Source organism: Chromobacterium alkanivorans (assembly GCF_016937655.1).
Classification (GTDB): domain Bacteria; phylum Pseudomonadota; class Gammaproteobacteria; order Burkholderiales; family Chromobacteriaceae; genus Chromobacterium; species Chromobacterium alkanivorans.
The window spans coordinates 245,479-258,378 of sequence record NZ_JAFHKL010000007.1 but is presented as its reverse complement, the minus strand read 5'-3'; the positions used below and the strand labels follow the sequence as shown (position 1 = coordinate 258,378).

At 64.5% G+C, this 12,900-nt stretch carries 12 protein-coding genes; 7 read left to right on the top strand and 5 right to left on the bottom strand.

Going from position 1 to position 12,900, the window contains the following annotated elements:
* Positions 1 to 5: 5 nt before the first annotated feature.
* Positions 6 to 1,010: an extracellular catalytic domain type 2 short-chain-length polyhydroxyalkanoate depolymerase gene (locus JW897_RS14435; RefSeq protein WP_205466679.1), complete on the bottom strand. Its 1,005-nt coding sequence runs from the start codon at positions 1,008 to 1,010 to the stop codon at positions 6 to 8.
* 200 nt (positions 1,011 to 1,210) lie between these two features.
* On the opposite strand from JW897_RS14435, the gene JW897_RS14430 reads away from it, so the two are divergent.
* Together JW897_RS14430 and fepB are read left to right on the top strand one after the other, a co-directional pair.
* Positions 1,211 to 2,032 carry a M949_RS01915 family surface polysaccharide biosynthesis protein gene (locus JW897_RS14430; protein ID WP_205466677.1) on the top strand — a complete coding sequence of 274 codons (822 nt, stop codon included), beginning with the start codon at positions 1,211 to 1,213 and terminating at the stop codon, positions 2,030 to 2,032.
* A gap of 114 nt (positions 2,033 to 2,146) precedes the next feature.
* Positions 2,147 to 3,154, top strand: a complete 1,008-nt coding sequence (gene fepB, locus JW897_RS14425; protein WP_240352212.1) for a Fe2+-enterobactin ABC transporter substrate-binding protein — start codon at positions 2,147 to 2,149, stop codon at positions 3,152 to 3,154.
* A 483-nt stretch (positions 3,155 to 3,637) separates the two neighbouring features.
* On the opposite strand, the gene JW897_RS14420 is transcribed toward fepB, so the two are convergent.
* Both JW897_RS14420 and JW897_RS14415 read right to left on the bottom strand, forming a co-directional pair.
* A complete protein-coding gene (locus JW897_RS14420; RefSeq protein WP_048412794.1) occupies positions 3,638 to 4,345 on the bottom strand; it encodes a pseudouridine synthase in 708 nt (235 codons plus the stop codon).
* A 328-nt stretch (positions 4,346 to 4,673) separates the two neighbouring features.
* Complete coding sequence (locus tag JW897_RS14415; RefSeq protein ID WP_205466675.1) at positions 4,674 to 6,590, bottom strand: sensor domain-containing diguanylate cyclase; 1,917 nt, start codon at positions 6,588 to 6,590, stop codon at positions 4,674 to 4,676.
* A 328-nt stretch (positions 6,591 to 6,918) separates the two neighbouring features.
* Between JW897_RS14415 and JW897_RS14410 the strand changes: the two genes are divergently transcribed.
* On the top strand, positions 6,919 to 7,509 hold the full coding sequence (locus JW897_RS14410; RefSeq protein ID WP_240352211.1) for a TetR/AcrR family transcriptional regulator: 591 nt from the start codon (positions 6,919 to 6,921) through the stop codon (positions 7,507 to 7,509).
* 362 nt (positions 7,510 to 7,871) lie between these two features.
* On the opposite strand, the gene JW897_RS14405 is transcribed toward JW897_RS14410, so the two are convergent.
* Together JW897_RS14405 and JW897_RS14400 are read right to left on the bottom strand one after the other, a co-directional pair.
* A complete protein-coding gene (locus JW897_RS14405; RefSeq protein ID WP_048412756.1) occupies positions 7,872 to 9,008 on the bottom strand; it encodes a PilT/PilU family type 4a pilus ATPase in 1,137 nt (378 codons plus the stop codon).
* Between the two features lie 46 nt (positions 9,009 to 9,054).
* Positions 9,055 to 10,092, bottom strand: coding sequence for a type IV pilus twitching motility protein PilT (locus JW897_RS14400; protein WP_043589321.1), 1,038 nt, complete (start codon positions 10,090 to 10,092; stop codon positions 9,055 to 9,057).
* Positions 10,093 to 10,360: 268 nt separating this feature from the next.
* Here JW897_RS14400 and JW897_RS14395 point away from each other — a divergent pair, with 268 nt between their 5' ends.
* From JW897_RS14395 to JW897_RS14380, 4 genes are all read left to right on the top strand, one after another.
* Complete coding sequence (locus tag JW897_RS14395) at positions 10,361 to 11,053, top strand: YggS family pyridoxal phosphate-dependent enzyme (RefSeq protein ID WP_205466674.1); 693 nt, start codon at positions 10,361 to 10,363, stop codon at positions 11,051 to 11,053.
* A gap of 52 nt (positions 11,054 to 11,105) precedes the next feature.
* The gene (proC, locus tag JW897_RS14390) at positions 11,106 to 11,909 is read left to right on the top strand and encodes a pyrroline-5-carboxylate reductase (RefSeq protein ID WP_205466672.1); all 804 of its coding nucleotides are present in this window, start codon (positions 11,106 to 11,108) and stop codon (positions 11,907 to 11,909) included.
* Positions 11,910 to 11,917: 8 nt separating this feature from the next.
* Complete coding sequence (locus JW897_RS14385; RefSeq protein ID WP_048412759.1) at positions 11,918 to 12,499, top strand: YggT family protein; 582 nt, start codon at positions 11,918 to 11,920, stop codon at positions 12,497 to 12,499.
* 92 nt (positions 12,500 to 12,591) lie between these two features.
* Positions 12,592 to 12,894: a c-type cytochrome gene (locus JW897_RS14380; RefSeq protein WP_205466669.1), complete on the top strand. Its 303-nt coding sequence runs from the start codon at positions 12,592 to 12,594 to the stop codon at positions 12,892 to 12,894.
* Positions 12,895 to 12,900: the final 6 nt, after the last annotated feature.

Here is a 12,900-nt window from a genome sequence, read left to right as displayed (position 1 = left end):
GCCTATCAGGGCGCCGACACCAGCCGGTCCGCCATCGCCTTGATCGCCCGCATCTGCACCCCGTTCTTCCAGGCGAAATTCACGCCGGTGTAGCCGAACCAGTCCCAGCAGCCGTTCGGGTTGACAGGCGGCATCGCCGTGGTCTGCGGATACAGCACGATGATGCGGTTGCCGTCCGCCCACTCGTTGTAGCCGGCGTGCCCGTAAAAGGCGTCGCCGACCGCGCCCGCGTACTGCCGGCAGCCGTGCAGCGCCACGTGCACCTTGCAGGCCTCGCCCTCGGCGCAGGCGCGCGGCACATAAACATAGCCCTCGTCGGCCAGGCTGCTGCCCGGCGGCGCGTACGGCTTCTGGTCGAAAGCCACCACCTGGCTGCTCAGCATGGCGACGCGCGGCTGCAACGGGCCGTAGATCTGCTTCAGGATCGCGCCGGCCTGATCGTAGCCTTCGCCCTTCCAGTCGCAGTGGTTGACGTAGGGCGACTTGGTTTCGCCGCAGTCATTGCCGTAAGTCGGCGTGATCTGGGCGTGGCCGGCCGGCAGGCCGCGCAGATACTCGATGCGCGCCGCCGGCACTCCCAGTTTGCGGAAATAGCTCTCGGCGCTGTCCACCACCGCCGTCTTCACGGTATTGTCCTGGCTGCCGCTGAACAGATAGACGCGGCGCTTGGCCAGATTGGACAGCGGGTCGATCTGCCCGCTCAAGGCGAACTGCTGCGTCGCCAGCACCAGGCCGCCCACCGCCGGCGGCGGTCCGCTCATGCAGGCCGGCGCGCCCGCCAGCGTGCCCTTGGAGCAATAGTAGGGCCCGCCCGCCACCACGCCGACGCCGCGCACCGAAGCGGAAAACGCCACCTGATACTGCACCGCCATGAAGGCGCCGGACGACAGGCCGGACACCGACGATTCCCGCGCGTCGCCGCGATGCGCCGGCAACGGCTCCGCCGCCGCAACCATCTGCGCCAGCGTCAACGCCAGCACCCCTCCCCACCACCAGCCTGGTTTCAACATAAGCCCCCCTTTCGCGCGAAACCCGCGCTCCCGCCTGATTATGACGCTCCCGGCCGGCAAAAATCACCCTGATGTCATGCTTCGTCGGCAAATCGGCCAGTTCCCCGCCCCGCGCTCTCCGCCTCGCGCAGCCGTCGGCGCTGTCCCGCGCCTTCGGTATTCCGTACTATTCCAGTTTCATCAATGACAAGAAGAACGGCATGCCCCCGCTCCCCGCGCCCCATACCGCCGGCCTGCGCGCCTTGCTGACAGGCCTGACGCTGGCTCTCGCCGGCTGCACACCAGAGCCCCCGCCGCCGCCCGCCTCGCGGGCCGACGCCGCCAGCGCGCCGGCCGCCGCCGGCCAGGTGCGTCGCTTGAACGCCGTGCCGGCCGGCGTCGAACTGCGCGGCAAGCTGACCGCCGCCTACGGCTGGACGGACAGCGCCGGCGAACAAGTGCTGGTGCTGGCGGAACAGAGGGAATCGCGCGGCGCCGACGGCACCCAGAACGCGGCCCTCTACGCCGCGCAATACACATTGGGACAGGACAGGCCGCGCCGGCTGTGGATGCTCAGCGACGGCGTGACGCGCTGCGAGTTCGACGCCAGCGCGGCCTTCGATCTGGAAGCCGTCGGCTTCCCTGACCTCAACCAAGACGGCGCGCTGGAAACCGTGGTCGGCTATCGCAGCGCCTGCGCCAGCGACGTCAGCCCCAACGACTACAAGCTGATCCTGCACGCCGGCAAAGCCAAGTACGGGCTGCGCGGCCTGGATCGCCAAGGTGTGCGCTGGCTGGATCCGGACAGCGGCCATCTGACCGGCCTGCCGCTGCCCGACGACTGCAGCCCGCAGGGTCAGCGGGCGCTGCAGGCCAAGGGCTGGGAGAGAGACTTCGAACCGCCCTATCTGCCCGGCTGCTACGTCGATGAAAACGACTTCGCCGCGGCGCCGCCGGCCTTTGTCCGCTTCATGCGCCAGCACTGGTTCGCGCGGATGCGCCAGCAGGAAGAAAGCTGGCTCAAACAACAGCAACAGGAATGAGCGCGGCAGGCGCCGGCGTTCGCTGGCGTTCCGCTCGTCCTTCGATATGCATGATAATAATTCTTGTTTGCAATAAAATCGAAGCCACCACCCGCGCCTTTCCAAAGGACTTTCATGGCTTTCGATTTTTCCCGCCCGCGGCGCGCCGCGCTGCGCTTAGGGCTGGCCGCCGGCCTCGCCCTGGCCTTGAGCGGCTGCGGCGCCCCTGAATCCAGCGCCGACGCCTCCGCCGCGGCGCCCGGCCAGTGGCCGCGCACCTTGCATACGCCAAAGGGGCCGTTGACGCTGGAACGGCCGCCGCAACGCATCGTCTCCACCAGCGTGACGCTGACCGGCACTCTGCTCGCCATCAACGCGCCGGTGGTGGCCAGCGGCGGCAGCGCCGCCAACTCCAAGGTCACCGACGGCCAGGGCTTCTTCACCCAGTGGGGGGCGGTGGCCAAACAGCGGGGCGTGCAGCCCTTGTACCAGGGCGAACCCAATGCCGAGGCCATCATCGCCGCCCAGCCCGACTTGATCGTGATGGCCGGCACCGGCGGCGACTCCGCGCTGAAGCTGTACGAGCAGCTAAGTCAGATGGCGCCCACCCTGGTGGTCAATTACGACGATAAAAGCTGGCAGGAACTGGCGACGCTGCTGGGACGCGCCAGCGGCCGCGAGGCCGACGCCCAGGCGGTGATCGCCCGTTTCGACGCCGAGGTGGCGCAGTTGAAAAGCAAGCTGAAGCTGCCGCCGCAACCCACCGCCGCCATGGTGTACAGCGAGGACGGTTCCGGCGCCAATCTGTGGACGCCGGAATCGGCGCAGGGCAAGCTACTGCAAGCGCTGGGCTTCACCCTCGCCACCGCGCCGGACAGCGTCAAGGGCAACACCAGCCAGGGAGTGCGTCGCGACATCGTGCAGTTGTCGGGCGAAAAATTCGCGGAGGGGCTGCGCGGCAACAGCATCATGCTGTTCAACGCCGACGCGCCCACCGTGTCCAAGGTGCTGGCCAACCCCTTCCTGGCGGGCAACGCCGCCGTGCGCGGCAAACAGGTCTACGCCGCCGGCTTCGACACCTTCCGCCTGGACTACTACAGCTCGCGCAATATGCTGGCCCGCCTGGCGCAGCAACTCCAATAGCCGAGCAGCGGTCGGCATCCTTCCTGACAGGCTCGCGCCCACCACGGCGCGGGCCTGTTTTCACATTGATCACCCCGCAGCCGTTTTCGCCTTGTCTCGCCCTTGCTCGCGAGACTTTGAACAGGCTCTTACGTCCACCTCTTCGTCGAGAAGAGCAGTGTAATTTTTTTAAGTAAATAAACAATGTTACTCATCAAATTAATTACATCTCTGGCAATCAATAAGAGATTTGCGATAGCAATGCCCATTTACCACCCCATCTGAAATCGCAGCCAAATCGTCTGCTCTCCTCTCCAGACGCCGTGTGCCGAATGCAAAAAAGCCCCGGGCGTTCGCACGCCTCGGGGCTCTTCAATACACTGACGCAAGCGACTTGATCCCGCTCGCCATGCCGCGCAAGGGACCAAGCGCCGCGACAAAAAAAAGCCGCCTATCTGGCGGCCTTCATGGTGGGGCGGCGGTCTCGCCGCCGGCTTGGATGATTCACGACCAGCCCAGGCTGCTCAGTTCCTCTGCGCTCAGGTGCCGCCACTCTCCCTGCGGCAGTTCGCCCAAAGTCACTGCGCCCAGGCTGATGCGGTGCAGCTGCTCCACCCGGTTGCTGGCCGCCGCCACCATGCGCTTGACCTGATGGTATTTGCCCTGGGTGATGGTCAGCAGGATCACATGGCTGTCCAGCTGCTCGATGCTGTCCGCGGCGAACTCCGCGCCTTCGTCGTTCAGATAGACCCCGCTTTGCAGCTTGGCGATGAATTCCTCGCTGGCCGCGTGCTTCAGCGTCACCTGGTAGCACTTGGGCACCAGCTTTTTCGGCGAACTGAGCGCGTGCACGAACTGACCGTCGTTGGTCAGCAGGATCAAGCCGGTGGTGTCCACGTCCAGCCGCCCGACGGCGGTGATGCCCAGGTTGCCGAACTGGTACGGCAGCAGACGATAGATGCCGGGATTGTGCTGCGGCTTGTGCGAGGTTTCGTAGTTGGGGGGCTTGTGAAACAGCAGATAGAGCGGGCCGGTCACCACCTCCCAGGGCTTGTCGTCCACCACCAGTTGCCGGATCTCGGCCAATTCCACCGGCTGGCGGTAATTGTCGACGATCTCGCCGTTGAGTTCGACCAGGCCGTACTCGATCAGCTGTCGGCATTCCTTGCGGCCGCCAAAGCCTTGTTGTTGCAGTAGTCGGTAAAGTTCCATGACCGGATGGTAGCACACCGCCCCCGGCCCGCTCTGCGCGTCGGAGCCGGTTCAAAGTCCCGCGAGCCGCGGCGAGACAAGGCGAAAACCGCGGGGAACGCGGAATGGCCGGATGGAGCGGGGACTTTCGAAACGGAGCTCGCCGCGCCGTCTCTCACGCGGCGCGGCAGACTTTGAACGGCCTCTCAGAGCCTGTTCAAAGTCTCGCGAGCAAGGGCGAGACAAGGCGAAAATGAGCGAAAAAGCGGAATGTACAAGTGGTACATGAGCATTTTGAGCTGGTTTTTAACGCCGTATCGCTGAAGCGCAGCAGACTTTAAACAGGTTCTCAGGACACCAGCGGCTGCGCCGGATCCGCCACGCACACCCGGTCGCGCCCCTCTTTCTTGGCGCGGTACAAGGCGGCGTCGGCGGCGGCCACCACGCTGCCGGCGTCGGTGCCGTGCAAGGGGCACAGGGCCAGCCCCACCGACAAGGTGACGCGGATGTTGTGGCCGCCGGCCACGATGGGCTGCGCCCGCACATCGCCGCACAACTGCCGCGCCTTGGCGTAGGCGTCGTTCAGCGACGCGCCGGGCAGCAGGATGAAAAACTCTTCGCCGCCGTAGCGGCAGACGATGTCGCCGCTGCGGAAGGCGTCGCTCAGATGCGCCGCCAGCGCCGTCAGCACCGCGTCGCCGCACTGGTGGCCGTATTGGTCGTTGATGTGCTTGAAGTGATCCGCGTCCACCATCAACACCGCGACGTCCCTATGCACCGCCAGCATATGGCTGAGGATGCGCGGCAGAATGTCGTCCAGGTGGCGGCGATTGAACAGGCCGGTCAGCGGATCGCGCAGCGTCTGTTCGCGCAGGCCTTGCTGCAGCAATTCGATTTCGCTCAGGTTCTGGCGCAGCGCCTGATTGGCCTGCAGCAAATCCTGCTCCAGCTGCTTGCGCTGGCTGATGTCGTTGATGCCGTTGATCACGAACCAGCCGTCGTCGGCGCGCACCACGGAACAGGAGATCAGCGCCCAGAACTCCCTACCGTCGGCGGCGCGCAGCCGCACTTCGCGATCGCGCACGCAGCCGCCTACGCGCAGCAGCGAGGACACGCGCTCGCGCTCGGCCGGATCCACATAGAAGTCCTGCACCCGCAGCGGCCGTCCGGGCGCCAGTTGTTCGCGGAACAGCTCCTCGGCGCGGGCATTGGCGTAGATCAGCTCGCCGCCCTGCAAGCGGTTCATCGCCAAGGGGAACGGCGCGGCGTCCGCCATCAGCCGCAACCGCGCCTCGCTGTCCGCCAAGGCGCGGGTCCGGGCGCGAACCTTGCCCTCTAGCTGGCGGTTGACTCCGCGCAGCCTGGCCTCGGTGCGGCGCAGGTCCACCGCCAGGGCCCCGAACACCAGCAAGGTGGTGGTCTGGATCAGCATCAGCATGCTGAGCGTCAGCAACGCCTGCTCGCCGTGCCCGAAAGCGCCGTGGCCGGACACGCCCCCCGCCAGGGCCAGCAACAGAATGCCCAGCGACAAGCCGTGCGCCAGCCGCAGTCGCTGGCGGAAGGCGAACCACAGCAAGGGCAGGCTGAAACAATACGGCAGGGCGGCGTAGCGTCCGGTGCTGTCGTCTATGCCCAGCATGGCCAGTCCGGCGACCAGCAAGGTCAGCCAGGCGGTCAGCCCGTCCAGCGAGCCCAGGCCGCCCTGGCCGTCTCCGGGGCCGGAGCGCCTCAGCAGCAGCAGGCAAGGCGACAGACTGAAAATGCCGGCCAGGTCCGCCAGCCACCAGGCGATGAAGTGACGGCCCAGCGACAACAGGGGCAGCGGCTGGCCGTGCAGCAAGGCCGCCGTGCCGCCCATGGCGGAGATGGCGGCGGCCAGCGCCGCGCCGGCGACGAAGGCCAACACATAGGATAGGCTGTGCAAGGGCAAGCGCCGGCCGCAGCGGTAGCGCACCAGCAAGGCGCCCAGCAAGCTGCCCACCGTGTTGGCGCCGGCGATCAACAAGGCGTCCGCCAGCGGCAGCTGGCGCGACGACAGGCAGAACAGCAGGGACCCTGCCACCAGCCCCAAGCCGTAGCGCTGGCCGCCGCGCAGGGCGACCGCCATGGCCAGACCCGCGGGAAACCAGGCCGGCGTCAGCCAGGTTTCCGCGTTCATGAAACCGGCCATCAATAGCCGCGCCAAGCCCCAATAGGCCGCGGCCACGCCCAACTGACGCCACGCGGCCGCCCAGAAACCCGCGGCGGAATCCCTCCATCGCTGCATGCCTGTCTCCACCTTCCCTCAGCGCGCAGCCGCGGTTGTCGGCGAGCGCCGACGGCCATCCGTCGCCCGCGCGCCGGATTGAGCGCGGCCGGTGTTCCGGGCCGTCCCCGGAACGGGGCTCAAGGCGGGAAACGCCGCTTTTTAGTCAATATAGATATTCAGATGAAATTCCGCCGTCATTTATTGGTCTGCGCATTCCGCGCGCGCGGCAGCCGGATCGCTATCTTGCTGATTCACATCGCGATTGAAGAAATGATAGCTATCATCTAAAACGGAATCACCGCTTCGTCATTGCGTTGCGCCACCCCGTAGTCGAACAGGAAGGTCAATGATGCGCTACAGCTCAACCCACAAGACCGAAACCCGTCAACGGATCCTGACCATGGCCTCGCTGCGCTTTCGCGCCGAAGGCGTGGCCAATGTCGGCATCGCCAATCTGATGGCCGACCTGGGACTGACCCACGGCGGTTTTTACGCCCACTTCCACAGCAAGGACGATCTGGTGGCGCAATCCTGTCGCCAGGCGCTGTTGGACATGAACGAGATTTGGCAGGCCCAGCTGGAGCAGGCGGCCAGCGGCGCCGGGCTGAAACGGCTGGCCAAGGACTATCTGAGTCCGGCGCACCGGGATTTCCCGGACTCCGGCTGCGCCGCCGCCGCGCTGGCCGGGGAGTTGGCCAGGCACGACAAGGCCACCCGCCAGGCGTTTTCAGAAGGCTTGCAGGCGCTGCTGCACACGCTGCGCCAGGCGCAGCAATGCGACGCGGCGGCCGGAGCGCGCCCGGCGCTGGCGCCCGAAGCCTGCCTGGCCCTGATGGTGGGCGCCTTGCTGCTGTCTCGCGCCATCTCGGACGAAGCGCTGTCCGACCGGCTGCTGAAAAGCGCGGCGGCGGCGCTGACTTTGCAAGCGCGGGCTTAAAAAGACGCGCCGACGCAGGCAGTACTCGAGTACGGCAAGTCGGCGCAAGGCGGCATCGGGGCTTGCTTAGCCGCTCTTAGAGCCTGTTCAAAGTCTCGCGAGCAAGGGCGAGACAAGGCGAAAACGACCGAAAAAGCGGAGTGTACGGTTGGTACATGAGCATTTTGAGGGTGTTTTCAACGCTGTATCGCCGAAGCGCAGCAGATCGTAAACAGGTTCTTAGAGTGTGTTTACGATCTCGCGAGCTAAGGCGAGACAAGGCGAAAACGAGCGAAAAGCGAAGTGTACGAGTGCTGCATGAGCATTTTGCTTGTACTCACCGTGCAACGCTTCACCAAGCGCAGCAGACTTGGAACAGGCGCTTAGACGATGTCGAGATGATCTATGCCTTCCAGCGGGTCCCTGGACTTGGAGCCTTCGCTGTATAGCTTGATCTTCAGCCTCAGATCGTTGATGGAGTCCGCGTTGCGCAAGGCGTCCTCGTAACTGATCAGGTCCGCCTCGTACAGCTCGAACAAGGACTGGTCGAAGGTCTGCATGCCGGTTTCGCGCGAGCGGCCCATCACTTCCTTCAGGCCGGCGATTTCGCCCTTGAAGATCATGTCGGACACCAGCGGGCTGTTGAGCAGGATTTCCACCGCCGCCACCCGGCCGCGGCCGCTTTTGATCGGCACCAGCCGCTGGGAAATGATGGAGCGCATATTCAGCGACAGGTCCATCAACACTTGTTGATGGCGCTCCTCGGGGAAGAAGTTGAGAATGCGGTCCAGCGCCTGGTTGGCGTTGTTGGCGTGCAACGTGGCCAGGCACAAATGGCCGGTTTCGGCGAACTGCAGCCCGTAACCCATGGTTTCGCGGTCGCGGATCTCGCCCATCAGAATCACGTCCGGCGCCTGGCGCAGGGTGTTCTTCAAGGCGATGTCCCAATCATCGGTGTCCACGCCCACCTCGCGCTGGGTGATGATGGACTTCTTGTGCTGGTGCACGTATTCGATAGGGTCTTCGATGGTGATGATGTGGTCGTGGTTGTGGCTGTTGCGCCAGTCCACCAGCGCGGCCAGCGAAGTGGATTTGCCCGAACCGGTGCCGCCGACGAAGATCACCAGGCCGCGCTTGATCAGCGCGATGTCGCGCAGCACCAGCGGCAGGTTGAGCTGGTCGAAGGTGGGGATTTCGGTGTTGATCTTGCGCAACACCATGCCGGCATGACCCTGCTGCACATAGGCGCTGACGCGGAAACGCCCCAGACCCGGCGGATTGATCGCGAAGTTCGCCTCCTTCTTGGTCTCGAACTCCTCGGTCTGCCGGTCGTTCATCACCGCGCGCACCAGTTCCTTGGTGTGCTGGGCGGACAAGGGCTGCGGCGCCACCGGGGTGATCTTGCCGTCTATCTTCATCGCCGGCGGAAAATCGGCGGCGATGAAAACGTCGGAGGCGTTCTTGCCGGTGGCGTGCTTCAGCAGATCCAGTATGAACTTGGAAGCCTGGTCTTTTTCCATGATGAGGTCCCGCGGGTCGCCATTTCTAGTGTAGAGCAGCGCCCGCTCAGAATTGATCCTTGTTGGCGGCCTTTTGTCTGGCGTCCGCCGGCGACACCATATTGCGCCGCACCAGCTCCTGCAGACACTGGTCCAGCGTCTGCATGCCGTGCTGCTGACCGGTCTGGATCATGGAGTTGATCTGGGCGATCTTGTTCTCGCGGATCAGGTTGCGGATCGCCGGGGTGCCCAACATGATTTCATGCGCCGCCACCCGCCCGCTGCCGTCCTTGGTTTTCAGCAGGGTCTGGGCGATCACCGCGCGCACCGATTCCGACAGCATCGAACGCACCATTTCCTTTTCCCCGGCCGGGAACACGTCGACGATGCGGTCTATGGTCTTGGCGGCGGAACTGGTGTGCAGGGTGCCGAACACCAGGTGGCCGGTTTCCGCCGCGGTCAGCGCCAGCCGTATGGTTTCCAGGTCGCGCAATTCGCCCACCAGGATCACGTCCGGGTCCTCGCGCAGCGCCGACTTCAGCGCGTTGGCGAAGCTGTGGGTCTGCAAGCCCAGTTCGCGCTGGTTGATCAGGCATTTCTTGCTGTCGTGGACGAACTCGATCGGATCTTCCACAGTCAGGATGTGGGAGAAGTGGTTGTCGTTGATGAAATCTATCATCGCCGCCAGCGTGGTGGATTTGCCGGAGCCGGTGGGGCCGGTCACCAGCACCAGCCCGCGCGGAAAGGCGGCGATTTCCTGGAAGATCTTGGGCGCGCCCAGTTGCTCCAGCGACAGCACCTTGGACGGAATCACCCGGAACACCGCGCCCATGCCGCGGTTCTGCACAAAGGAATTGACGCGGAAACGGGCGATGCCGGGCAGGTCGAAGGAAAAGTCGCACTCGAAGGTGTCTTCGAAGATTTTGCGCTGGTAATCGTTCATGATGTCGTACACCATGTCGTGCACGTCATGATGGTCCATCGGCGGCAGGTTGATGCGGCGGATGTCGCCGTTCACCCGGATCATCGGCGGCAGCCCGGCGGACAGGTGCAGGTCGGACGCCTTGTTCTTGACCGTAAAGGCCAAGAGCTCCGAAATTTCCATAATATAATCTCCACGATGACTGCGCCGCCGCCATGGTTTCAGCCGCCAGGCGACCACTTGAAAAATGAAGAACCGCCGCGCGCCGGCAACGCGTCCAAACGAGGCGCCGGCCCAATCCCGGCATTTCCGCTGATTGTAAGCTCAACTCAGCCATTTGGGATATCGCCGTCACCCCATATTATTAATGATGCGCGGCCATGATTCTTTGTAGAAACCCCAAACCCGGGCAACAAGCCGCACCGCCCGCAGCAAATAATTTCTCGACGCCATGACAGACTCCATCTCCCAACCCTTGCAACAAGTCCGCCAGCGCCTGGCGGACGCGGAACACGCCGCCGGCCGGCCGGCGGGATCGGTGCGCCTGCTGGCCGTCAGCAAAACTTTCCCCGCCGCGGACATCGAGCAAGCCTACCTTGCCGGCCAACGCGCCTTTGGTGAAAACTACGTGCAGGAATTGCAGCAGAAGGCCGAGGCGCTGGCCGGTCTGGAGATCGAATGGCACTTCATCGGCCCGCTGCAATCCAATAAAACCCGCGCGGTGGCGGAATTGGCGCACTGGGCCCATTCGGTGGAGCGGCTGAAAATCGCCGAACGGCTGTCGGCGCAGCGGCCGGACGCGCTGCCGCCGCTGAACGTCTGCATCCAGGTCAACGTGTCCGGCGAGGCCAGCAAGAGCGGCTGCGCGCCGGAACAGGCGCTGGAACTGGCCCGCGCGGTGGCGGCCTTGCCGCGCCTGACCCTGCGCGGTCTGATGTGCATCCCGGAGCCCACCGAAGACGCTGCGCGGCTGGCGGCGCAGTTCGCCCTGTTGCGCCGGCTGCGCGAGCGCCTGATGGCCGAAGGCCTGGCGCTGGACACGCTGTCCATGGGCATGTCCGCCGACATGGCCGTCGCCGTCGCCGAAGGCGCCACCATGGTGCGGGTGGGCACCGCCATTTTCGGCGCACGCCATTATCATTGAATGACATCGGCTTGAAACAACAGGAATTCAAGCCGGTTTATAAGGAAAAAGCATGCGGATTACCTTCATAGGCGGCGGCAATATGGCCAACGCCATCATCGCCGGCCTGATCAAGCAGGCGGCGCATCGCATCCACGTGGTGGACCCGGACGCCGGCAAAGTGGAACGGCTGCGCCAGGAATACGACGTCAGCGGCGGCGCGGCCTTGCCGGACGCCTTCGACATCGGCGACATCGTGGTGCTTGCGGTCAAGCCGCAACACCTGCGCGACTTGTGCCTGGAGCTGGAGCCCAGGCTCAACGGCGCGCTGGTGATCTCCATCGCCGCCGGCATCCGCCTGGACGCGCTGTGCCGCTGGCTGGGCAGCAAGCGCGTGGTGCGGGTGATGCCCAACACCCCGGCGATGATAGGCAAGGGCGTGTCCGGCCTGTTCGCCTCGGTGGGCGTCAACGAAGACGACCGCCAGGACGCCAACACCGTGATGCAGGCGGCCGGCATCACGCTCTGGCTGCAGAACGAACAGCGCATCGACGACGTCACCGCCGTGTCCGGCAGCGGCCCGGCCTATGTGTTCTATTTCATCGAAAGCATGATAGAAGCGGCGCAGCAGACCGGCTTCTCCGAAGCCGAGGCGCGCCGGCTGGTGCTGGCCACCTTCGAAGGCGCGGTGGAGCTGGCCAAGCAGAGCCCGCTGCCGGTGGCCGCCTTGCGCACCAATGTGATGTCCAAGGGCGGCACCACCGAACGCGCCATCGCCCGCTTTGAGGCGGAAGGCGTCAAGCAGGCCATCATCGCCGGCACGCTGGACTGCCGCGACCGCTCCATCGAAATGGGCCAACAACTCAGCCAGGACTAAGCCACATCATGTTCTTCGACACTTTGCGCTTTCTGATCCACACCCTTTTCGGCCTGTTCGTGCTGGTGCTCTTGCTGCGCTTCTATCTGCAAGTGGCGCGCGCGCCGTTCAAGCACCCGCTGTGCCAGTTCGTGATGGCCGCCACCAACTTCGCGGTGCTGCCGCTGCGCAAGCTGGTGCCGGCGATGCGCGGCTACGACAGCGCCACCATGCTGCTGGCCTGGCTGGTGGCGCTGCTGTCCAATGTGCTGGTCACCCTGCTAAGCTCGGTGCCGGAAGTCTTCACCTTTCCGCAGGTCTGGGTGGCGCTGTCCCTACTGTCCTTGCTGGAGGTGTTCAAACAGTCGCTGACCCTGTTGATGGGCAGCGTCATCGTCCAGGCCGTGCTCAGTTGGGTCAGCCCCTACAACCCGCTGATGCCGGTGCTGGACGCGCTGACCCGGCCTTTCCTGCGCCCGTTCCGCAAGGCCAATGTCGGCGGCGTGGACTTGTCGCCGCTGGTGCTGTTCCTGATCATCCAGGTGATCCTGATGCTGCCGGTGCGCATGCTGGAAGCAAGCTTCTTGACTCAACTCAAAGTGATATTGTAGCAATTCATGCTATTTGTCATATTTTTGGCGGCCGCAGCTTCGCGGCCGTTGATTTGGACAACTGATTTGCATCACCACACAGGAGACTTCCGATGAAAAAAATACTGTTCGCCGCCCTGCTGAGCGCCGCCGCCGCGCCCGCCTTCGCCAATATGCAGCTGGCGCAGAAATACAGCTGTACCGCCTGTCACGCGGTGGACAAGAAAATCGTCGGCCCGGCTTATAAGGACGTAGCCAAGAAATACGCCGGCCAGAAAGGCGCGGAAGCCTTGCTGATGGCCAAGGTCAAGAACGGCGGTTCCGGCGTGTGGGGCCCGGTGCCGATGACCCCGCATCCGAACATTCCGGACGCGGATCTGCGCGCGCTGGCCAAATGGGTGTTGTCGCTGAAATAAGCCATC